At 44.7% G+C, this 21,968-nt stretch carries 18 protein-coding genes and 1 pseudogene; 11 read left to right on the top strand and 8 right to left on the bottom strand.

Features of this window, described 5'->3' with window-relative positions:
• Positions 1-9 precede the first annotated feature (9 nt).
• From phnW to RSX31_RS12095, 8 genes are all read left to right on the top strand, one after another.
• Entirely contained in the window at positions 10-1,104 is a 1,095-nt protein-coding gene (gene phnW, locus RSX31_RS12130) for a 2-aminoethylphosphonate--pyruvate transaminase (protein WP_315634716.1), read from the top strand.
• Positions 1,101-1,931: a phosphonoacetaldehyde hydrolase gene (gene phnX, locus RSX31_RS12125; protein ID WP_315634715.1), complete on the top strand. Its 831-nt coding sequence runs from the start codon at positions 1,101-1,103 to the stop codon at positions 1,929-1,931. Before phnW ends, phnX begins: the two co-directional genes overlap by 4 nt.
• Positions 1,906-3,261, top strand: coding sequence for a (R)-1-hydroxy-2-aminoethylphosphonate ammonia-lyase (gene pbfA, locus RSX31_RS12120; protein WP_315634714.1), 1,356 nt, complete (start codon positions 1,906-1,908; stop codon positions 3,259-3,261). Before phnX ends, pbfA begins: the two co-directional genes overlap by 26 nt.
• A 302-nt stretch (positions 3,262-3,563) precedes the next feature.
• Positions 3,564-3,992 (top strand): YwqH-like family protein, encoded by a 429-nt coding sequence (locus RSX31_RS12115; protein ID WP_315634713.1) that lies wholly within the window; start codon positions 3,564-3,566, stop codon positions 3,990-3,992.
• Complete coding sequence (locus RSX31_RS12110; protein WP_315634712.1) at positions 3,993-4,292, top strand: DUF5344 family protein; 300 nt, start codon at positions 3,993-3,995, stop codon at positions 4,290-4,292.
• Positions 4,293-4,312: 20 nt separating this feature from the next.
• A complete protein-coding gene (locus RSX31_RS12105; protein WP_315634711.1) occupies positions 4,313-6,268 on the top strand; it encodes a T7SS effector LXG polymorphic toxin in 1,956 nt (651 codons plus the stop codon).
• A gap of 11 nt (positions 6,269-6,279) precedes the next feature.
• Positions 6,280-6,528 (top strand): Imm59 family immunity protein, encoded by a 249-nt coding sequence (locus RSX31_RS12100; protein WP_315634710.1) that lies wholly within the window; start codon positions 6,280-6,282, stop codon positions 6,526-6,528.
• A gap of 309 nt (positions 6,529-6,837) precedes the next feature.
• The gene (locus RSX31_RS12095; protein ID WP_315634709.1) at positions 6,838-7,470 is read left to right on the top strand and encodes a hypothetical protein; all 633 of its coding nucleotides are present in this window, start codon (positions 6,838-6,840) and stop codon (positions 7,468-7,470) included.
• 151 nt (positions 7,471-7,621) lie between these two features.
• Here the strand turns inward: RSX31_RS12095 and RSX31_RS12090 are convergent, their stop codons facing one another.
• The 3 genes from RSX31_RS12090 to RSX31_RS12080 form a co-directional block, all read right to left on the bottom strand.
• The gene (locus RSX31_RS12090; RefSeq protein WP_315634708.1) at positions 7,622-8,260 is read right to left on the bottom strand and encodes a DUF3885 domain-containing protein; all 639 of its coding nucleotides are present in this window, start codon (positions 8,258-8,260) and stop codon (positions 7,622-7,624) included.
• Positions 8,261-8,416: 156 nt separating this feature from the next.
• Positions 8,417-9,046, bottom strand: coding sequence for a class D sortase (locus RSX31_RS12085; protein ID WP_315634707.1), 630 nt, complete (start codon positions 9,044-9,046; stop codon positions 8,417-8,419).
• Positions 9,043-10,233 (bottom strand): processed acidic surface protein, encoded by a 1,191-nt coding sequence (locus RSX31_RS12080; RefSeq protein WP_315634706.1) that lies wholly within the window; start codon positions 10,231-10,233, stop codon positions 9,043-9,045. The genes RSX31_RS12085 and RSX31_RS12080 overlap by 4 nt, the downstream gene beginning before the upstream one ends.
• 280 nt (positions 10,234-10,513) lie before the next feature.
• Here RSX31_RS12080 and RSX31_RS12075 point away from each other — a divergent pair, with 280 nt between their 5' ends.
• Positions 10,514-10,750, top strand: a complete 237-nt coding sequence (locus RSX31_RS12075; protein WP_315634705.1) for a hypothetical protein — start codon at positions 10,514-10,516, stop codon at positions 10,748-10,750.
• A gap of 68 nt (positions 10,751-10,818) precedes the next feature.
• Here the strand turns inward: RSX31_RS12075 and RSX31_RS12070 are convergent, their stop codons facing one another.
• From RSX31_RS12070 to RSX31_RS12055, 4 genes and pseudogenes are all read right to left on the bottom strand, one after another.
• Positions 10,819-11,052 carry a twin-arginine translocase TatA/TatE family subunit gene (locus RSX31_RS12070; protein WP_148994801.1) on the bottom strand — a complete coding sequence of 78 codons (234 nt, stop codon included), beginning with the start codon at positions 11,050-11,052 and terminating at the stop codon, positions 10,819-10,821.
• A gap of 21 nt (positions 11,053-11,073) precedes the next feature.
• Complete coding sequence (locus tag RSX31_RS12065) at positions 11,074-12,507, bottom strand: alkaline phosphatase PhoX (protein WP_315634704.1); 1,434 nt, start codon at positions 12,505-12,507, stop codon at positions 11,074-11,076.
• Positions 12,504-13,268: a twin-arginine translocase subunit TatC gene (gene tatC, locus RSX31_RS12060; RefSeq protein WP_315634703.1), complete on the bottom strand. Its 765-nt coding sequence runs from the start codon at positions 13,266-13,268 to the stop codon at positions 12,504-12,506. The genes RSX31_RS12065 and tatC overlap by 4 nt, the downstream gene beginning before the upstream one ends.
• A 19-nt stretch (positions 13,269-13,287) precedes the next feature.
• Positions 13,288-15,049: pseudogene (locus tag RSX31_RS12055) on the bottom strand (alkaline phosphatase D family protein).
• Positions 15,050-15,652: 603 nt separating this feature from the next.
• On the opposite strand from RSX31_RS12055, the gene RSX31_RS12050 reads away from it, so the two are divergent.
• Together RSX31_RS12050 and RSX31_RS12045 are read left to right on the top strand one after the other, a co-directional pair.
• The gene (locus tag RSX31_RS12050) at positions 15,653-19,711 is read left to right on the top strand and encodes a S8 family serine peptidase (RefSeq protein ID WP_315634702.1); all 4,059 of its coding nucleotides are present in this window, start codon (positions 15,653-15,655) and stop codon (positions 19,709-19,711) included.
• A gap of 430 nt (positions 19,712-20,141) precedes the next feature.
• Positions 20,142-21,236, top strand: coding sequence for a hypothetical protein (locus RSX31_RS12045; protein WP_315634701.1), 1,095 nt, complete (start codon positions 20,142-20,144; stop codon positions 21,234-21,236).
• Positions 21,237-21,404: 168 nt separating this feature from the next.
• Here RSX31_RS12045 and RSX31_RS12040 read toward each other — a convergent pair whose 3' ends face one another.
• Positions 21,405-21,818 (bottom strand): MerR family transcriptional regulator, encoded by a 414-nt coding sequence (locus RSX31_RS12040; RefSeq protein WP_315634700.1) that lies wholly within the window; start codon positions 21,816-21,818, stop codon positions 21,405-21,407.
• Positions 21,819-21,968 lie beyond the last annotated feature (150 nt).

Raw genomic sequence — 21,968 nt, 5'->3', positions numbered from 1 at the left:
GGGGAACCTATGAACGCATATAAGTTGTTAACACCGGGTCCTTTAACGACATCGGGCACGGTCAAAGAAAAAATGCTTGTTGACCGCTGCACATGGGATCAAGACTATAAGACGATCACTCAAAAAATACGGCAGCAGCTGCTTGAACTGGGCGGATGTTCAAACGAGGACTACACGGTTGTCCTCATGCAGGGAAGCGGCACATTTGCGGTGGAGTCCGTCATGATGAGCGCCATTTCTAAAGAGGATAAGCCCCTCCTGATCACCAATGGTGCTTACGGGGAGCGGATTGTCAAAATGGCTGAGGCGATTGGCATGACATTCAGCCAGTACAGTGTGGAGTATGATGAAGTCCCGAAGGAAGATGAGATTAGAAGAATACTAGAGTCAGATCGTGACATTACCCATATCGTAATGGTCCATTGTGAAACGACGACCGGGATCCTGAATCCATTAGAGATGATATCTGATGTATCCAAGCAATATGGGAAAACCCTCATCATTGATGCCATGAGCAGCTTCGGGGGGATTCCAATCAACGTACCGGAGCTTGAGATTGACTACATAATCAGCTCGGCGAATAAATGCATCCAAGGCGTTCCCGGCTTCGGTTTCATCATTGCGAGACGGGATAAGCTGATGGCCTGCGCAGGAAACAGCAAAAGTCTGTCACTCGATTTATACGATCAGTGGAAAGGGATGGACGTGGACGGCAAATGGAGATTCACATCACCGACCCACGTCGTTGCAGCCTTTTCACAAGCGATCGATGAACTGCTGGAGGAAGGCGGTGTTTCCGCGAGGTTCGATCGGTACCAAACGAATAATAGAGTTTTAAGAGAAAAACTAAACGGGATCGGCTTTGAATCCTATATTGCAGACGAGCTTCAGTCGCCGATCATCACATCGTTTATATACCCGACGGACGCATTTAATTTCGAGGACTTCTACACGTACGTAAAAGAAAGAGGCTATGTGATCTATCCCGGGAAGCTGACGGAAGTAAATACCTTCCGTATCGGCAACATCGGGGAAATCTATGAAGACGATATTCAAAATCTTTGCGACGTTATCGCAGTATACATGGGAGATGAGACGGAATGAATAGACTAGAAGCTGTCATTTTTGACTGGGCAGGAACGACTGTAGACTATGGATGTTTTGCCCCTGTCAAAGTGTTTATGGATATCTTCAAACAGGTTGGCATCGTAGTGACCATGGAAGAGGCACGTGCACCGATGGGAATGCTGAAGATCGATCATATCAGGGAGATGCTGAGCATGCCGAGAATTTCCGGTCTGTGGGAGGAAGTGTACGGTCGACCTTTTGGGGAAGAGGATGTAGAAGCTCTTCATTCGACCTTTGAAACGACTCTTTTAATGACTCTCAAGGACTATACGGATCCGATTCCACATGTCATTGACACAGTGGAAAACCTCAGAAATTTGGGGCTGAAGATTGGTTCCACAACGGGCTATACTGGTTCCATGATGGAAATCGTCGTGCCGCATGCAGAGAAGAAAGGGTATCGACCGGATTTCTATATCACGGCGGACGACACAAATTCCTTCGGCCGACCGTTCCCTTATATGATTTTCCGGAACATGGAGGCTCTCCAATTGACGGCACCGTGGAAGGTCGTCAAAGTCGGTGACACGGTATCTGATATGAAAGAAGGTGTCAATGCAGGAGTCTGGACCGTGGGTGTGATTGAAGGGAGTTCAGAAATGGGACTGACTCAAGAGGAGTTTGATAGTCTTTCAGAGACGGAGAAGGACCAGATCCGAGCCAAAGTGGAGCAGGTTTTCTATACGAACGGCGCGGACTTTACGATCCGGACGATGAAGGAGCTGCCGGAGCTGATTGAAAGAATCAACGAAAAGATCGCACAAGGAAAGAGGCCGTATGAGCTTAAACGAATTGAAGCGTGAGGGAGATATAAACAAGAGTTCCTTGCGTTCTCAGTGGAATAAGCAGTTATCCGAGCAAAGTACCACGCTCCTTCAGGAGGATGAACGGTCTTTTCTAAAGCAATCGATGTCGACTCCCTGCCTCGAGGCGGTGTCGGATGCGGAAGGCTGTTATATTACGGATGTGAATGGAAAGAAGTATCTAGACTTCCACGGAAATAGCCTTCATCAGGTCGGCTACAAAAACCCGTATGTCGTGGAGGCTGTCAAAAAGCAGGTAGAGGAACTGCCATTCATTCCGAGGCGATTTACTGCGGACATTACGATCCGAGCGGCTCAGGCTCTCGTGAACAAAACGATGTCAAAGGATTATCGGGTCCTGTTTACTCCTTCAGGCAGTGCGGCTGTTGGACTCGCTCTTAAAATTGCCCGTAAGGCAACCGGACGGCACAAGGTCATCTCCATGTGGGAATCGTTCCACGGGGCAGGGCTTGATACGATTTCCGTCGGAGGCGAGTATGTGTTCAAGAAAGACATGGGTCCCCTCATGCCGGGAGTACTGAAAGGGATTCCGTATAATGGATACCGGAATCTCATCAACAGTCAAGATCCTGAAGAGATCGCGTCCTTTTGCCTTCGGTATCTGGAATACATGATCGAAAACGAAGGGAACATCGGTGCGGTCTTACTGGAGCCAATCCGGGCCACCGATACGCATATCCCCCCGAGCAGCTATTTTGAAGGACTGGGGAGGATCTGTGATCAGAATGGTATTCTCTTAATCTTTGATGAAATCCCAACGGCCCTGTACCGGAGCGGTACGTTCTACGTCCATCAGCAGTTTGGCGTCGAACCGGACATCCTTGTATTGGGAAAAGGCCTGGGAGGAGGAATTATTCCCCAGGCTGCGGTCCTTGTCAAGACGGAGTACGATTGTGCCGGGGATATCTCCCTCGGACACTATACACACGAAAAACCGGCACTCGGAAGCGCGGCCATCTTAGCTACGATCGACTATATCGATGATCATAAGCTTGGGGAACGCTGTCAGGTACTTTCTGCGTTTATGCGTGACGAACTGAACAAGCTTGCAGAACGCCATGAATGCATTGGAGACATCCGGATCGCGGGACTCTTGATTTCGATTGAACTGGTGAAAGACAAGGGAACAAAAGAAAGACATGATGATTTAGCCGAGCGCGTTTTATACTACTGCCTGGAAAGAGGTTTGTCGTTTAAGGTTTCAGGCGGGAATTGTCTGACGTGGCATCCTCCGCTAGTTGTGACGGAGGAGGAGCTGTGGTGTGCGGTAAGTTTGGTTGATGAGGCGTTCACTGCCTTAGGAAAATAGATTGAGGAAGCAAGGGGAACGCATGACGGTTCTCTTGCTTCAAAAAAGGGGACCACGGGAACAAGTACCGTGGTTCCCTTTTTGAGCCTGTGTGCCAAGGGGATTGGTCATAAAGTCACATTTAGTATGGTGAGAGGTTTTGTTTGTTGTCAATAGTGGTAAAAAAGAACGATGAATATTTTCCTTTTTTTGTCATGGGCTCATTTCGAAATAGAATGAGGAAGAAAAGGGTGGTACGATATCAGTAGCTATTGGGACTTAACAGGTGTTTTAGCGGATCAATCTATAAGGGAGATGCCGATATGGGACTCTACAATGACTTGAACTACATTCAGAGTGTGATCCATTCCCGATCGAGCGATATTCAAGAAAAGATTTCTCGGTTGAGGGAAGCAAAAAGCGCCATTCTGAATGAACAAAGTCAACTACTAAATGAAATTAAGCAAATCGGGCAGCCGGAATTACATAATAATTGGATGGGTCCGAGGTCGGAAGAGTATCATGCGGAACGGGATTCTGCCCTCCAGGCGATGAGGCAAATCGGACATGAAAACTATGACGAATACGTCAGTTCCATAGAATCAAAGATTCATTCCTTGGAAGCGCAGCAAGGGGTTATTAGCTTCTATGGCAATTTGGCCAATGATGCAGAATATTTACTTTCCAAAGGTGAAGATTTTTATGAGCAGGTCTCCCATAAACTCAGTGACTTGAAAGGGAGGTTATTTTAGATGAATGTGAGCTCGGGATCTGGCGGCGGATCAACGCAGCAAATAAAGCTCAACCACAGTGAGGTCATGGCGAAACTGAATGAAGCGCTCAACTCACTGGAACGGCTTCAGCTGAAAGCACCTGCACAGGAGGAGTTGGGACGGAACAAGCTGAATTATACGGATGCATGGATTCAGCGCGAACAGAACATTCAACTGTTATTGAAGGAATATATCGCCACAGTGGAAAAGAATATTGAAGATACAAAAGCAAATGTAGAAGCTTTAAAACAACAGGATGAATCCATAACAAAATCCTGATAGAAAGGCAGACGCGACCATTGAAAGTATATGAAGCCCCCACTTTACTCGACGCAATGTCATCACGTCGACATGAATACGAGACATTAAGAGACCAACTTCTTACACTTAAAAGCTCTTTTCAAGCCATTGTGGAACTTGACGATGAATTCCAGGGAAAGGGTGCCGATGCCATTAAAGGCTTCTACGGCGCTCAAATCAATGTCGTTGATATTTGGATTCAACTTGCTGAAAGTAACATCGCTTTCTTCAATGGCATTCAAGGTGACGCAAAAGGGCGAAACCTTGGCAGGGAAACGCTGGAACTTCCATTCCTGGAGGAAGATCTTCATCAAAGCGAGCGACGTTCGGGTGAAATGATCGCTGCACAGCAGCAGGAACTCCAAAGAATCCTCAATCGCATAAGCGACATCCATCCACTGAATGTCTTTTCAAGGGATCGATTCGATACTCATATGGAAGAGGCGAGGAGGCAGCGAGAGGATACACTTGACTCCGTCAATCGATTTGATGAAGAATTAAAAAGGGAATATCAACATTTAGAAGTCAGCGAACAAATACTCGCAGGGCTAATGAGGCAGTTAATGGAATCGTCCAGTCAAGGGAGTCACATCTCACCGCTCTATTTCAACGCGACAGCCTATTATTCCAATGATGCCTATCAGCTAACGGACGACATCACTGCCCAGACCGACTCTTACTTGAAATTCAAAGAAGCACAAGAACAGGCAAGAGAGCCTAAACCGATCCCGGAAGAGGAAGTCAACGAAAACCCCATCACCGAATCCCTCAACAGTTTCAAAGAAATCGGACAGGATCTCTGGGCCGGGATGGAGAAAAGAAATGAAACCAAATTTGACTCCATCTATGATTTTGGAAACTACATTACGGTTGGCGGACTGGATGTAGGCAAGGGCTTCGCGAGTGGTCTGAAGGAACGCGCTGAAGTAGCAACCGAGTCAGGCTCAGACTTTATCAACTACCTGACGATGGGTGGAATGGACCTTTTCAATGGAGCAGTTAATCCAGATGATTCCTACTCAAAGGAACATTGGTTGAACAGTTTCGGACTGGCAGCACTCCTTGTCGGCGGTGCTAAACCAGGGCTCAACGTGAAAGGCGGCACGAACATATCAACTCCTGCACCTAAGACCGTTCCGAAAGTTTCATTGAATCATAGATGGGATCAGATCCGAATAGGAATTATTGATCTTTATAACCGGCCTATGATGGTTGCTGATAATGGGATGTTGGTTGGTGGAGAGCCTGGGTGGAGTCGGTTTTCTGTGGAGAGGACATTTAAGGAAAGAGAGAAAAGTTCTAGTGATGGGGTTGGTGCTAAAGGTAGGGCAGAAGCTGGTAACCTGTGGAAAAAGTCTACATGCACTAATGCTGAGTTATATAATTATTTATTGAAGAGTGTAAACATTGATGTTGCAAATAAATTCTTAAAAGAAGGTAAATGGCCAGCTGGTATTCAAATACCAAAGAATTCATCAGTATTAAATCCTGAAGGCTCAATTAATTGGAGTAAAGCTGCTGAAGGAGGTTATACATTAGACGTTGATGGTATTGCAATAAAAGAACAGTTCACTCCAGAGATGCGAGAAGTAATTGATAGGTATGGAAATCCTAATGGTAGATATACATCTCCTGTAATTAATGGAGAATCGTATTCATATACAGAACGTTCATTACCATATGTAGAAGACTTATCAAATTATCATCAATATGAAATCAAAGGGGATTTTACTAAAATTAAAGAGTATGTTGATAAATGTACAGATAAAAAGTTGAAAACTGAGATTGAAGCTACAGTAAGAAAATATTATAAGGGTGACTATAGTAGGCTTGTATCATATAAAGGAAATGCGGCAGCTGTAGAAGGCTGGGGAAAAGGAGGAGCCGTTCAATACGAATTTAGCCTTACGGTTGGACAATTGGAAAGATTAGGATTGCTTAAGGAAATTAAATAGGAGGACAAACTATGAATATAAAAGAGGCAATAAGAATTATACATGATGAGAAATTACAAGATTATAATATGAATGAACTAAGGGATAATAGAGAAAATGAAGTTGTGCTAAGGCATGAAAATGATAAATGGATTGTTTATGTAACAGATGAAAGGGCGAGCAAGATTACAAATTCACAAGATACCTATACAGATGAGGAAGAAGCATTAGATGATTTTATTGATAGATTGAGGGCTGATAAAATATTAAGGGATTTATAAGGTTTTACGTCCCAATGAAACTTACAAACTTTAACCCGAACATGAAAGCCTAGAAATACATGAACTTAAAGCGCTTGATTGTCATTATTGGCATTAAGTGCTTTTTTAAACCATTAGTTCTCGATGAATGCCCAGAAGTAACAACTGACCCCGGCTCTGACTTTATCAACTACCTGACGATGGGTGACATGGACTCTTTAAAGGTGCTCTGAACCCTGATGATGTCTATGCAAACTAAAATTGGTTAAACAGCTTTGGCTTGGAGCACTCCTTGGCTATTTACGTAATATTAGTCAGTGAGGTGACAAAATGAACATTTGCATTGCAGCAAAAATCATGAATAAGGTAGGGAAGCAGGTAACAATAGAATTTGACAAGTTAGTTGAAGTAAATCCCCCTTACGAAAACTATCATTATTTAAGAAAAGTAGGGGGAGAGTGGGAATTTCGCTTAATGTTAGTCGAGAGACAAGAAGTCCCTTATGTAAAAGTTATTAAACTGTTCAAAACTGAAGAGAAGGTAGCAATGTACTTTTTAATGAATAGGCTCTCTGCCTTCTATTTTGATAAAAGAATCCGTCCGTTTATGATGAAACATGAGGGATTTGACATTGGTGGTCCGGAATTTAATGAAAGAAATTTTCATGAAGCCATTCATCTAATTGGGATTCTCCCTACTCTATTTTCATTAAATGGCACAATCGTAAAAACCAATAGAATAATAGTAGAGGAAGAAGATGGTACATTTATAGTTAAGGTTAGAGGGGAAGATGGAAAGACAATCAGCTCTACTTTACCTGTCAGTAAGAAAAGAGCCCTTTTCTTTGCTTTTAAGAAACTATTTCTATTTCATCTGTTTAATAAAGAAGTTAAAGATCTACTGTTAGAACATGGAGAGGGAAATGATATTACCGATGAAGACATTAGTGTATTCTTAACTTAAAATTTTATGATTCTATTAAATAAGACTGAAGTGAAAAATGATCCTCATTTTATGGAAACGCTAAAAGGAAGAACCGTCCCCATGTTTCCTGTTAAACTTTAATGTTGAAATTAGAAGGGGAAGCGCCAGAAATGGTGTTTCCCCTTCAAATTCAATTAAAAACCTTGTCAATTTCAGGTCTATCATAATCCAAAATCCACTCATTAAATAGTTCATACATATCCCTTATTGTTTCAGGTGAAGTTGCCAATAAATCACAACCCCTGTCATCGTAAACGTGAAAGATGGTTTTTTTGTTAATATTTATAAAATAAACCCGATGATAAATACTTGGTTTTAATCCTAGATCCTGATTGCATATTGCTTTTATCATAGGTTGGAATTTAAAGTCAGTGGTTTTACACTTTAGAGTAAATCTATGTGTTCTATATGTTCCTTCTTCGTCATCTTCTGGGAAAATGTAGGGAATCATTTGATGCTTCAACCTATACAAAAACGATTTCTCAACATAAGGTGAAAAGTTATTTAATTCACGTTTGATAGTTTTACCTTTATCAAAATCATTTACATCTATCACTACAAATATATCATCCGTAGGAGAGTGCAGTGCTTCAAATAAAGTATTCGCTCTTTTATAACATCCCAATACATATGGGTTGTTGGGATAATCGTATTCCCTTTTCCACTCTACCCCAAGTTCAAACCGTATACCAATACTCCAACTGTAAAACAAAGGTGGTCTCAGCTCTAAATTGGGGAATGTTTCTTGCATAAATTCTTTAAAATTCATTCAAACACCTCATAAAATTCAAGCTGCAAATCAGACAGAAATCTAAGGACTAAACATTGAATTTTGACAATAGGGTTAAATAGGGACGGTTCTCGTTCTTCATTTTTGAATGCTATGGAAGCAGTAGAACCTTCCTCGTGCACATACCCTTGCACATTACTTAGTAGCAATTAGATCTGCCACAAGGATATAACGCTCAGGCGACGCCCCGATAAAGTGAAAAGGATAACATGTGGAAACGGTCAATGTTGCGTTGGGTTTTGGTACGATGACGGTTGGATCGTCCTTGTCCACAATACGTACTTTCTTTACTTTATACGTAAATTCCCCCGCAGTTGTTTGTACGATAAGCAGATCGCCTACACTAACTTCACCAAGCTTACGAAAGACTGTATCCCGATGCCCTGACAGAATGGAATTGTCCTTTTCACCAGGCAAGACACTTCCTGCGAAATGGCCCACTCCTTTTTCCAGTTCATTTTCATCTGTTCCATGATAGATTGGCAGCTTTGCCTCCAACTTTGGAATAATGAGTTCACCTATATTTTCACCCTTTTCGGGACGTTCAGAGTAAAGAGGTTTTTGTTCTTGTTCTTTATGTTGTTCCGTTACATCCGGCTCTGCTTTATAGTCTGCCGCGTCTACTTGACCCGTTTGAGAGAGCCAATACCCTTTCAGATAGGCATAGGCATTCGTACCTCCAAACCATAGACCAAATACGATCAACAAGACAGATAAGGAAAGAAGAAGCAAGCGCCTGCTTCTTCTCATGTTGTGATGTCTCATTGGTTGATTCCTTTAACCCCGATGCGACGGAATAAGAAGACACCGGCTAATACAAAGGCAATCCCGGCGAATGCTTTTCCAGCATAGTTGGATGCGGTCGTTGGAAGCTCTCCGCCTTTGACGGTTTTAGTCAGAGGTTTTGCTGTCTGCCTCTCTACTGCTTTTGGATTTTCTGTCACGATTTCCTCTGCCTGCATCATATCTTTCCCCGTTTCCTGGATAAGTCCGGATTCAAACATGTCCGCGGTCAATAAGACATCCGCAAGAAACGTGCCTTGATGGTTGTATAGTTCAATCAACAGATCATACCCATTTGTCGTATCCATCGTCATTAAGGAACCCATTGATACGGGTTGTTTTTCACCGTCTTTTACAAGATAATAATCCGTCTTCAATTCAAATAGATCAAGCATGTCATTGAATATATCAAAAAGCTCTGCGGTTTGTTCAACTGACAGGTCTTCCGCTGTTTCAAAATTCTCAAATGCCATCATTCTTTCACTTAACTCAATCATCTGATCGATCAAAGCAGGATTTTCGAAATCAAGTGTTTCAAGATGAGTGAACAGTTTCTCAAATTCCTCATCCGTCAGTCCAATCTCTGCGAACAGATCAAATAGTTCGTCTGAATCGTCGCCCCCGTTAACATAATAATCAACGGCAAGCTCAAGATCTTCAATATATTCATAGTTTTCGATCGAATCATCGTTTTCATTTAATAACTTCTCCAGTGCTTCTTCTGAATCAAATCCATAATCAGTCAGAAGCTTCTGAAGATTTTCATTATCAATCGGAGTACCTTCCCAACCGTTTAAATAGAAGTCGATGTATTCATGAAGATCTTCAGAAAAAATGATCCACGTTCCTTCTAATACGTCTTGTCCTTCTTCTATATCACCAAATTCAACCAGAAGTTCATTTAACTCTTCACGGCTTAGGTCAAATTCTTCTAATACAAGCCCGATAGATTCTTCAGAAAGAGGGGTACCAAGATCATCAATGGACTCAACATCTTCTAAATACCATTCTTTACTTTCTATATAATCGATATAATCTTGCTTATTCCAGCCAATACCCTTTAAAAACGTATCGAACTCTGGTTCATTCGGCTCAATGGCATAAGTCATGACAGGTAAGACGCCAAAGCCGATAACAAGAGCCAAAAATACAGAAACTAACTGCTTCATTCCTTTTCCCCCTAGGTTTCTCTTTATAATTCTAGAATAGTATAATTCTTGGGGTTCTATTTAGATATAGGTATTTTTTTCTAGGAGTAAGGGGGAGGTTCCCGTCCTTTTTTGCATTTACAGGAATCATCAAACCGATCCCCATGCTTATAAGAAAAATTCGAATGGCTGTGAAACTTTTGACATAATAAGGCAGGCATGTCAGAATTGTAGAACTGAATCTGTTCCTGGTTACTTTTAATGAGGGACAAATTGATAGAAGAATAGGGGATTTGCTGGTTTGTACTTGATACTATCCATTTTTTTAGCGAGTATACTAGGTTTGGTCTTATTTATATCGGGACCCTGGGTAGGCGGCATCCTTGCTTTCGGTATCATTGCAGGTTGTTTGTTCAGGGGTATCTATCTGTTGAATGACATACATAGAAGACTATTAAATGATTTACCGAGAGCTGATAAAGTAAAAGAGGTATATAAAGATTATTTGAGAGAAAAAGAGGAGAACGGTCAAAGGTAAAGAAATGGATTTCCATTATCAAAAAACGTCCAGAGTAAATAACCCTGGACGCTTTTTAATGATAAATATCAGCTGCCTGTATGTTGTTTGTCTTTTTCCACGGCTTTCAGTCGTTGACCTTCGTCTGCAGAAGTAGTCTTCTCTTGATCGTTTCCATTCATAAGATCGCTGGTAGCACTTTTGAATTCTTTTAATGTGCTTCCGAAAGCACGTCCGATTTCTGGCAGTTTGGAAGGTCCGAAGATGATCAACGCGATGACTAGGACAAGGATTAATCCTGGGATTCCGATATTGGTTAGCATAATTTCCGCCTCCTGATATGTTTATAGAATGGGCATGCCGTGGCGTGCGAATGCAGCTGCTTCTAGGTCTGACATTCCCTGGACTTCGGCAAAGGCCGATAGTGTGTCTGAAATTTTCGGTGCGTAGGCGGCCGGCGGTGCAGCATGGCCCATGAGCCTTCTGCGGGATGCATTTTTTCTGGCGAAGGGTCCCCAGATCGCAAAGGTCATCCCGGGTGATTGAATATTGATGAAGAAGGTTCGGCCGTCTGTCGAGAATGTTGGTCCTGCAAGCTCTGAATTGTTCACTTTATTTTCTGCGAACACGTATGTTTCGCCTTCTGGTGTCATTCCGATGATACGATCGACACCGTCCCCGTCTTCCGCGATCCACAGGTCTCCCCATGGAGTGATGCAGATATTATCAGGCATTTCCAGATCATTTTGCGCAGTAGATTCATAGAATAGCTCCAGTGTGTTGGTGGCCGGGATATAGCGGTACACACGGCCCAAATCTTTATCCCCGGCGGATGTATCATCAAACCAGAACACACCGCCTTCAAAATAAGCCCCCTCGAGACGGCTGAAGGCAATGCATCCTTGTCTGCCTGCATCAAGGGTCGGTTTCTCTGGATCTACATCCTTCCATACAATCCCGAATTTCTGACCTGTATGGAAAGAGCTGGTTTCATCTTTGCTCATTTCTTCGATGGCTGCCGCTTGAAGCTTGCCGCCTTTTTGCAGGGCACCGACCTTTTGACTGCGGTCGTTCGGAAGGTAGCGATACAAATAACTGGGACCGGCATCCTCGGTTAAATAGACGATCCCTGTTGCCGGGTCAATGGCCGTGGCTTCATGGGAAAAGGCACCCATGTCGCGGATCGGGGTTTTCGAAAGATTGTTTTCTGGATTGTGTGGATCCACTTCGAACACATAGCCATGACCTTCTTCCAGCGTTTCTTCACATGTGAGCCATGTGCCCCACGGAGTCGCTCCGCCTGCGCAGTTACGAATCGTACCGGAAGAAGAGACATATTCCTTCATGACTTGGCGGTCAGGACCGACGACCAAGGAAGTTGTCCCGCCTGATTCTTCACGACGGTACGGGTTTTTCCCGATCACGGGGTATTGACTATTTCCGCTCAATTCATGGTTCCTCACGAGGATGGTGGAGTTATGGGGACCACTATAGGCGGCCATTCCATCAAACTTGGCAGGGACGGGTCTGCCATCCGATAATGATTTACCTTCCTCAGAAATGATCCGGTATTGGAAACCGCGGGGCAGGTCCATCACGCCGCCAGGGTCATTGACAAGGGGACCATAGCCGCCGGTCGTTTTCCTGTTTTGGGATGTGCCGGCAAATGCTTTATTTCCACCGAAAGACATCAATCCAGTGCTGCCGAGGGCAAGGGCAGCTGTGCTGATCCCGCTTGCTTTCAAAAAGTCTCTTCTGTTCATATCGTGTTTATTCAAGTCTCTTCACTCCTTAGAACTAATTTCTCTTGTCCTGCATGTGACTCCGCTGATTGAGAAGCACGTTTCTTATAAGCGATCGTTGAACATGTAATACTGATTTCATATAAAAGAAGGAGCGGCAGGATGACGAGTACATCTGAAAGGAAATCCGGCGGCGTAATCAACACGGAAATCACAATCAGCAAAAAATAGGCGATCCTTCTTGATTTTTTCAATTTGGCTGGATCCAAAATGCCAAGTACCGTCAGAAAGACGATTACTAAAGGCATTTCAAATAACAAACCAAAAGGTAGAGTAAGGTGCAGCATAAATCGGAAGTATTTTTCCGCCGTGAACATCGTTTCAAATTGGCCGGCTGACAGGGTGGTCAAAAAATTCAGGACGATCGGAAAAAGTAAAAAGTAACCGAACCCAATGCCGGAAATAAACAAAAAGAACAGTGCTGGAATGAAGCGTAAGGTGACTTTTCGTTCTGTCGGGCTCAGGCCTGGTGCGACAAACCGCCATATTTGGTAGGCAGCGACAGGAATGGTTGCAGCCAGTGAGAAGACAGCGGCAATCATCAAGTACACCCATAGAATCTCACTCGGTCCGAGAATCGCAAGCTTCATGTCTAAATCCCTGATCAGCCACCCGTAGATCGGTTTCATAAAAGCCATCCCCACTATAAGGAAACCAATAAAAGCGAGTACCGTTTTAATGGCCCGGCTCCTGAGCTCTTCCAAGTGTCCGATCAGCTGCTGGTTGCGATCTTTCATGGCCTCAGCCTCCTTGGTGCTAGTTCATTTGCATATGTTTACCTTTTTGGGCCTGCTTTTTATGGGCCCGGTTGTGCGCTTCATGACGATCATCTTCCACCTCAGAAGACGTCTGTTTCCCTTGGGGAACGGTTGACGTCGAGACTTCCTTCAGGCCTTCTGAATCTTTTTCATAAACAAATGACGCTCTGGTAGAAATATCCGCCCCGGGACTCGAGACGAATGGAACCACACGATAATCGGCTCTCCACTCGTTCGGCGTGACATGACAGCGGACATACCCGCGATAATCGTTGAAGAATTTAATATGTTCGTTCTGGGCAAGAATGCGGTCTGTGTCAGCGCGCTTGTCCGCCCCGTCTCCACCTGATGTGATCGACGTGCCGACGAACTCGGCTCCAAGCATGTTGGAAGAGGGATCATCAAAGTCTGCCAGGATATTGGAAGCCCAGTTCGCGTGTACATCACCTGTCAGGACGATCAAGTTATCCATATTTTCCTTACGGGCAAATTCCGTGATGCGCTCCCTCGCAGGTGTGTAGCCGTCCCAGCCATCCATGCTGTAACGAGGTTGATCAGGGCTTGGACCATAATTTCGTTTGGCAAAGAAGATTTGTTGGGCAAGTACATTCCAGGAAGCAGTCGATTTGCCAAGATGATCAAGGGCCCATTGTTCCTGCTCGCCGCCCAGCAATGTGCGTGAAGGATCCAGGGATTCTGCCGTCTGCGGAGAGCTTTTATCTCCATTCGCCTGATCAGAACGATACTGACGGGAATCGAGCACCATGAAATTAGCTAGGTTCCCGTATGAGAACTGACGGTAGAGCTGCATGTCCACTCCATGGGGCATCGAAGAACGTCTTAATGGCATATGTTCATAGTAGGCTTGGTAGGCAGCCACACGCCGTTGCACGAACTCTTCCACAGACTGGCCCTTTTCAGGAATCATGTCGGCATAGTTGTTTTCCACTTCATGGTCATCCCATGTGACAACCCAAGGGAAAGCGGCATGGGCAGCCTGCAGGTCCGCATCTGTCCGGTACTGGGCATGGCGGTTACGGTAATCCTCCAACGAACGGATTTCCGGACCTTTATGGTGTCGGACATTTCCTGATTTGGCTATATACTCATCAGGACCGTATTCATAAATGTAGTCTCCAAGATGGAAAACGAGATCAAGGTCTTCTTTGGCCATGTGCTTATAGGCCGTGTAATAGCCGTGCTCATATTGCTGGCAGGAAGCAAAGGCGAAAGTCAGGCTTGCGACGTCTGCATTCAGGGCAGGAAGGGTTTTCGTTTTCCCGATCGGACTGTAATCCTTCCCTACTTTGAACCGGTAATAGTAAATAGTACACCGTACCTGCTTCCAGGTTCCCAACTTCTGCATGAACGGAATGTGCGAGGGCAGGACTTGCCACTTCCGTACCGCGCTGAACAATACGACGGAAGTGTTCATCTTTCGCAATTTCCCACTTCACTGGAATGTTCCGGTCAGGCATGCCGCCGCCATTGAGGGGGTCGGTGGCTAAACGTGTCCATAATACGACGCTATCCGGGAGAGGGTCACCAGAAGCTACCCCAAGTAAAAACGGATAATCCTCTAACCCGGCTTCTTCTGCAGAGACAGAGAAACCACCCATCGATTGAGCAATCACCACTCCTAAAGAAATGCCGGCGACTTTCCCCGCCCCTTGGAGGAAGCTGCGGCGGTCGACCCCTTTATGTAAGGTCTCTTCATTCAGTTTTTGAATCCAATTTTCCATCGATCTATCATTTGTCATGCGGATGTCTCCCTTCATGAATCTATTGAATCGAACAGTTCATAGTATAGGAGACCATTTTTAACTTGCTGTAAATGAATGTAAACAGAGGATAGAACAGGAGGGTCGTCATTCCTGGGATAAAAGGCTGTTTATTATTTGAATATTTTATAAAATAGGAAAGATTCAGTGGATTTCTCCTATTTATAGTGGGCGGTCAGTCCCGTTTTTCTTAACATGGGTGAAAAGAAAACTACATATTAAGATTGATCGGATGGTAAATAGATTCATAGATTTTCGGGTTCTGGCCCCCAGTCGCCGCTCTTCATTTCGTTTTGATGCACTGACCCATGAGGGGCTTCGGATCCTGAAAGAGTAATGGGTAAATGGGTTCGTTCCCGACTCTGCCTGCAAATAGAAATGAATAGTCAGAAATCCCCCAATAGGATGACTGAAAAATGATCCATTCTGATTATATTTAATCCGCTGTAAAGTCGCTGGAAAGAACTTATTGCTTTCGTTTGCGACTAAATCCCTAATTGAAAACCCCCATACTCTCTTCCATTGTTTCCCTTTAAAATTTTTATTGTAAAGACAGTTGAAATAGGAATGGAGGAATATTATTTGAAGAAGATCGATTCTAAGAATCTATTAAAGGGATTGACGGTTTCTGCCTTAGTTGGATCTTTGGCTGTGAGTGGACTTCCTTTTGTTTCCCAAGGGACGGATGTGGCAGAGGCCGGGTCCATGGTCACTTCGGATGAGGTGTTGAGTGCGTTGACTCCGGAACAAAGACGTGTCGTGAAAGAGATCGCGAGTACGTCTGCAGAAGGGGGCATTCAGCTGCCTGCGAGCATTGATCTTTCGAGTGAGGAAGACATTTCCGTCATCGTCGAATTGAAAGGACATGCTCCTGTGACCGACGTGTTACTCGAAAAGATGAACGGGAATACGCTTTCTATTGAAGAAGCAAAGTCCAAAGTAGAGAAAGAGCATAAGAGTTTCAAAGAAGATCTTGAGAAGCTGAAGATCAAAGGGAAGATCACAAGCTCTTTCAAGGAGTCCTATAATGGGGTGACCTTATCGCTGCCTGCCTCTCAGGTGAGCAAGCTGATAGAATCGAAACATGTCAAAAATGTGTGGGAGAACGGGAAGGTAGAGCTGATCGAGCCGGTTGTCAATGAAGCAGAGCAAAGCAGTATCTATCTTGGGAAGCATCCCCATGAAATGACGAATGTGGACAAGCTGCATGAAAAAGGATTGACAGGCAAGGGTGTCAAGGTGGCGGTGCTGGATTCAGGAATCGATTACAATCACCCCGATCTAAAGGATGCATATAAAGGCGGCTATGATTTCGTGGATGAAGATCATGATCCGATGGAAGCGACCTATGAGGAGTGGAAGGAATCAGGAATGCCTTTATACAATCCAACCTTGTATTACACCTCACATGGTACCCATGTAGCAGGGATACTCGCAGGTCAAGGCGATGGCAAGACTCCACTTTCTGTCAAAGGAGTCGCACCGGATGTCGATTTATATGCGTACCGGGTACTGGGACCATACGGCTTCGGGTCGACAGAAGACATCATGCAGGCCATCGATCAATCGGTGAAAGAGAAGATGGATGTGATCAACCTTTCCCTTGGGAATATCCTGAATGATCCGAGATCCCCTTTATCGCAGTCCATTAACAACGCAGTTTTATCAGGTGTCACATCGGTCCTCGCTGCAGGGAATGAAGGACCCGGGCTGTACTCTGTGGGATCACCGGCAACGTCAGCACTTGGCATTACCGTGGGCTCGACAGATACAAAGATGAGCTATGCCAACTTTATGGGGTCTCTGCAATCAGACCAGCTGCAAGGGGAAATCGAAGTGCGCTATTCGACTTCCGAGCTTGGAGTCAATCCACGTGATTTGAAAGGAAAGACGCTTGAAATCGTGGACGTCGGTCAAGGAACGGAAGCGGAATATGAAGGGAAAGATGTAGCGGGTAAGATCGTATTAATCAAAACCGGTGGATACAGTCGTTTAAGTGAAGCCTATACGGTGGCGAAGGAAAAAGGGGCGGCTGTTGCCTTCGGATACTCCAAGAACTCTCCGGGATTCATCTCAGACTCATATCCAGAAGATCCCCATATGCTTCCTGCCTTTACCCTGGAAGGAAGAAAAGCCAATGAAATCGTTCAGGCCCTGCAAACAGAGGAAGTCACCTTTACATTCAATGAGGTGAAAGAAAGAGAAGTGGCAAGGGATGACTACGTTTCTTTCTTCAGCTCGAGCGGACCGGCAAGATTGACGTATGATATCAAACCGGAAGTCGTTGCACCAGGAGCCGGTATCTTATCCACCGTGCCGAAGCACTATCACCACGTGGAGGATTACACGCAATCCTACGCCAAGTTCTCGGGTACGTCCATGGCCACCCCTCATGTGGCTGGAATTGCCGCCCTTCTCATAGAAGAGAAGCCGAAGAGTGACCCGGCCGACATCAAGAGCATGCTGATGAATACAGCCGACGATCTCACTGCCAACTACAGTGTATTTGATCTAGGTGCCGGTAAGGTGGATGCCCTGGAAGCCGCAGAGGCGACTACGATTATCCAGGTAGAAGATACAACGCCACAAGTAAAGAACGACAACGAAAAGGAAATCAAAGAGTTAACGGGTGCTTTAAGCTTCGGGACCAAGTTTGTAAATGGAGCTGATATCGAGGACTCCCGCGACATCACCATTCAGAATACATCGGACACGGAGAAAGAATATGCCGTTGATGTAACCTTCAATGTAAATGCAAGAGGGTCCGTAGATGGGGAGGCGCAGGGTGTGAAGCTTGTGACTCCTGAAACGGTCTCAGTAAAGGCCAAAGGAAAAGAGGGAATCTCTGTGGAACTTCTGATCCCTGAGACGGCAGCAACGGGCATTTACGAAGGGTACGTAACGTTTACCAATAGTAAGAACAAAGAAGAAGTGTATCAGATTCCATTTGCCGTAAGAAAAATAAAAGAAGGGGTCGACTATGTTCAAACGACCGATGTACTCACGACCATCAGGGAAAATGGGTACGCTAGAACGCCTGCATTGAACGGGAATTTCTCCTTGAACTCTCATATGAAGAGTATAGACATCTTCCTGATGGATGCTGAAACGAATCAGGATATCGGGTTCCTTGGCAGTATGGATGGACGATTCATCCACGAAAATACCCAGGCCTATTTTTACGGATATTTTGACGGGAGTTATTATCCGTTAACGGATGATCCGGATCACCCGATTGCCTATGAAACAGTAGAAGCAGAACAGGGTGCTTATAAAGCGAAATTTGTGTTTACAGCTGACGACGGAAAAGAGACAATCATCGAAAAACCGTTCGTTTTGGATAACGAAATGCCGAGTGTAAAGACAGATCTTGAGAAAAGCATCATCGAACTGGAGCCGGATGCGACGTCATTTGCCATCAAGGGGTCTATCCATGATGAACAAATCGACCTTGCAAATGAAACGGGCATTGTGGTGAATCAAGGAGATAATGGTGTGTCTTATCGATCAAGTGGCAGTTACTATGATCAGCCCGTTGCGGTGGATGATGAAGGGAACTTCCAGATTAACGGCCATCTTCCAAGCTACAAGAAAGTCACTTCCTATATTGTGAAAGGGAGAGACCGGGCAGGCGTTAATGCGCAGCAGCAAGAGTACTTTTTTGTGAAGAAAGGGACACCATACCTCGCGACTGTCCCAGCTGAGAAAGAGGTAATGACGGGAGAGAGTATGAATTACTCCGTTTCCGCTCATCATCATGATGCTTGGAAGCAAATCTCCTATTCGTATGCTTTCGATCAAAAGATGGTCGACATCGATAATGTGCAAGTCGCAGAGGAGTTTAAAGACAAGGTTGCCGTTGAAACAGAAGAAACACCTCAAGGGATGACCGTCACGTTAACGTCTGCAACAGGTGAAGCGATTGAGGCTTCGACAAACAGCTCTTTACTGAACATACAGGTGACATTTAAAAAAGACGGGTTTTATAGTAACCATCTCCCATTAACGTCAAGTGCCATCAAGTTGACAAAAGCGGATGACACCAGGGTCACGCTTGAAGGGATTTCTCCTTCTGTCAAAGTCTGGTCAAGTTTCTCTGAATTGACGGGCGATATGAACGGTGAAGCCGTCTTCCTCCGGGATGCCTATGGAAAGCTTCTGACAACAGATATTGACTACAAGGCACTGGGAGCAACCATCAAAGCCACCGACAAGGAAGGAAATGAATATGAAGGACAAGTCATCGAGGACGGAAAGTTCAAGATCCAATTGCCTTCCACTCAAGAACAGATGACCCTTACCTTTGAAGCACCGGGCCATCTGAAAGTCGTGAAAGAATTCCGGATCGGCCGTGAGAGTGGGTATGGGGAAGAGCAGACCATCAAATTCTTCCCGGCCATTGCAGGAGATGCCAACCACGACCAAATCGTCGATATCCGAGATGCTCTTTACCTTGAAACGCACTGGGGTTCTGCTGAACGCCAGGCAGACTTCAACTTTGACGGGGAAGTCGATATGGAAGACATGACGTATATCCAGAAAAACTACTTAATGGTGAACCCGATGCTAGAAGTGAAGGATAAGGCGAAGAATAAGGATGCCGGTAGAAGTCTTGAGGATATTGTGGAAGGATTAAAGTAATGTTGCGTTGGCGGCATAACGTAATGGGAAAGACCACTATGTGTATCTCGAGATAGTTGGTTTATGTCAATAAAATATTGGTGCCAGCCCCCGGTTCGTTATTTTGTGAACACAATGGGGGCTGGCACTATTTTTGTGAGGGGTGGCTGACACGTCTCCTTACGTCAACTGCAAGGGATTTTTAGATTTTCGGATAGCGGATTGGAAGTCTTTTTGTGTTAGAGGACTTCAGTACAATCATTCGCTTCGCAAGGATTTCAATTTACGATAATTTGGATATTTGACCAAGTCCTTATTTCCCCTCCAAGACTATTCCTCTTTTTTTATTTCACCTGAGCAAATTTTCAAAAGGGTCTTGTTATATCCTAAATATGTAAATGACTAATTCGTTTTTCTACTGTTGAAATGAATAAAAAAGGAGAGGGTTTACATGTTTGATGCGTTAGCTGGAATGGGGTTCTTGGGGTTCCTGGTTTTTATCGTGTTGGGGTTGGTGGCGTTGGTGAGAAAGTCGGGTAAGGCGAAGAAACGATTTGGGGTCGCCGCGGGGCTTTTTGTTTTGTTTATGGTCGGAGTGCTGAACAGTCCGACAAGCGAAACGGCCACTAGTGATGTGAAAGCGGATGAAGGGAAAGTGAAGGCGGCAAAAGAAGAGAAAGTTGATCATAAAGAAGAGAAAAAGCAGACAGAAAAAAAGCCGGCCACGATTGAAGAGGTAAAGGCAGCTGTTACTGCGGGGATGAGTGATAAGGATTTTAAGAAAGTGAAAAAAGATCTGAACGTCGAACATCCGAAAAGCATCTCAATCGGGAATGGAAATGTTGGCTATGTCCTGCAGGCCACTGACGGAATCCTGGTAGCGACAACAGATGGGGAGTCCATCATGGAAGTGATTCCGTTTGCTTCGATGGAAGAAGTGGGGAAGTATGAGTCGGAGATGGTGGCAAAAGCAGAGGCTGAAGCGAAAGAGAAAGCAGAAAAGGAATTCGAGGAATCGAAGATCAAAGTGAGCGGCAATGGGGATACAGCGTCCGACGGGGTTAAGCTAACATCCGGCTGGGCAATCTTCGATGGAAGTCATACCGGGGGAGCGAACTTTATTGTGCAGCTGCAGGACGAAAACGGGAACGACCTTGAACTCCTGGTCAATGAAATCGGCAGCTATAAAGGGAAGACATTTGCACAGATCCCTGTGGACGGAACGTACTACTTGAACATCAAAGCAGACGGTCCTTGGGAATATACAATCTACCAGTCGCCGCCGGTGGAGATAGCCGATGCACCGACCACCTTGGAAGGCTCCGGCGATGACGTCGTATTCTTCAACATCAAGAGCGGCAATTACAAATTCAACTTCTCTCATAACGGTTCATCCAACTTTATCGTTATGCTGAACGGCCAAGGGCTGATGGTGAATGAGATCGGGGCGTATGAAGGCTCTACCCGGCAAATGTTGAAGACGGATGGGTATTATGCGCTGGTGATGAAGGCAGATGGTGGCTGGTCTGTGGGGATAGAGGAATAAGAACAAAAAAGGTCGGGTTTCTTGTTTATCAAGGACCTGACCTTTTTATTGTTTACGTAACCATATATAAAATAAGGACCAGACTGGTGGGGACTGAATTCTGCTTCCGACCCTTTATAAAAAAACCATAGAACCCTTCCCCAGGATTCTATGGCAGCGGGTGCAGCTTTATGAATTGATAATCTCTATCTTATTGCCCTTATGAACCTCTTCCGTACCAGCTTCCAATGCAGTCTTGTAGTAACTGCATTTATGGTCGATGACTTCCATGGTTTGCTGAAGTTCTTTGATCTTTGCTTCTACGGTTGCTTTTCTTTCTAAGAACATATCATATCGATTTTGCAGGGTGGCATCGCCTTCTGAGCACCAGTCTATGAAATGTTTGATCTCCTTGATCGGCATCCCGGTGGATTTAAGGCATTCGATGATGTGTAATGCGGAGATATCCGATTCTTTAAATCGTCGTGTGCCATTCTCTGTCCGTTCGACAAAAGGCATGAGGCCTTCCTTGTCGTAGTATCTCAGGGTATATATTGAAAGATTCAACTCTTTTGCCACTTCGCCAATTGAATAGGTCTTCATATTCGCTCTCCCTTTCTATTAATCTAGACGTCGAGTTAACTCTATGTTTGTGGAAAAATCGTAGCACGGTTATGACCTGATGTCAAAGCAAACCAAGTGCGCAGATTGGATGAGAGTTATCTCTTGACCTAGAGTTAACTATAGGTATTA

The organism is Rossellomorea yichunensis (assembly GCF_032337515.1).
In the GTDB taxonomy this organism is placed as follows: Bacteria; Bacillota; Bacilli; order Bacillales; family Bacillaceae_B; genus Rossellomorea; species Rossellomorea yichunensis.
The sequence above is the reverse complement of the archived record's forward strand: the minus strand, read 5'-3'. Positions and strand labels throughout refer to the sequence as shown.

Bases quoted from the DNA above. Each gene is read 5' to 3' on its own strand.
- phnW (WP_315634716.1), top strand. From the start codon at position 10: ATGAACGCATATAAGTTGTTAACACCGGGTCCTTTAACGACATCGGGC.
- phnX (WP_315634715.1), top strand. From the start codon at position 1,101: ATGAATAGACTAGAAGCTGTCATTTTTGACTGGGCAGGAACGACTGTA.
- pbfA (WP_315634714.1), top strand. From the start codon at position 1,906: ATGAGCTTAAACGAATTGAAGCGTGAGGGAGATATAAACAAGAGTTCC.
- RSX31_RS12115 (WP_315634713.1), top strand. From the start codon at position 3,564: ATGGGACTCTACAATGACTTGAACTACATTCAGAGTGTGATCCATTCC.
- RSX31_RS12110 (WP_315634712.1), top strand. From the start codon at position 3,993: ATGAATGTGAGCTCGGGATCTGGCGGCGGATCAACGCAGCAAATAAAG.
- RSX31_RS12100 (WP_315634710.1), top strand. From the start codon at position 6,280: ATGAATATAAAAGAGGCAATAAGAATTATACATGATGAGAAATTACAA.
- RSX31_RS12095 (WP_315634709.1), top strand. From the start codon at position 6,838: ATGAACATTTGCATTGCAGCAAAAATCATGAATAAGGTAGGGAAGCAG.
- RSX31_RS12090 (WP_315634708.1), bottom strand. From the start codon at position 8,260: ATGAATTTTAAAGAATTTATGCAAGAAACATTCCCCAATTTAGAGCTG.
- RSX31_RS12085 (WP_315634707.1), bottom strand. From the start codon at position 9,046: ATGAGACATCACAACATGAGAAGAAGCAGGCGCTTGCTTCTTCTTTCC.
- RSX31_RS12080 (WP_315634706.1), bottom strand. From the start codon at position 10,233: ATGAAGCAGTTAGTTTCTGTATTTTTGGCTCTTGTTATCGGCTTTGGC.
- RSX31_RS12070 (WP_148994801.1), bottom strand. From the start codon at position 11,052: ATGCTAACCAATATCGGAATCCCAGGATTAATCCTTGTCCTAGTCATC.
- tatC (WP_315634703.1), bottom strand. From the start codon at position 13,268: ATGAAAGATCGCAACCAGCAGCTGATCGGACACTTGGAAGAGCTCAGG.
- RSX31_RS12045 (WP_315634701.1), top strand. From the start codon at position 20,142: ATGTTTGATGCGTTAGCTGGAATGGGGTTCTTGGGGTTCCTGGTTTTT.
- RSX31_RS12040 (WP_315634700.1), bottom strand. From the start codon at position 21,818: ATGAAGACCTATTCAATTGGCGAAGTGGCAAAAGAGTTGAATCTTTCA.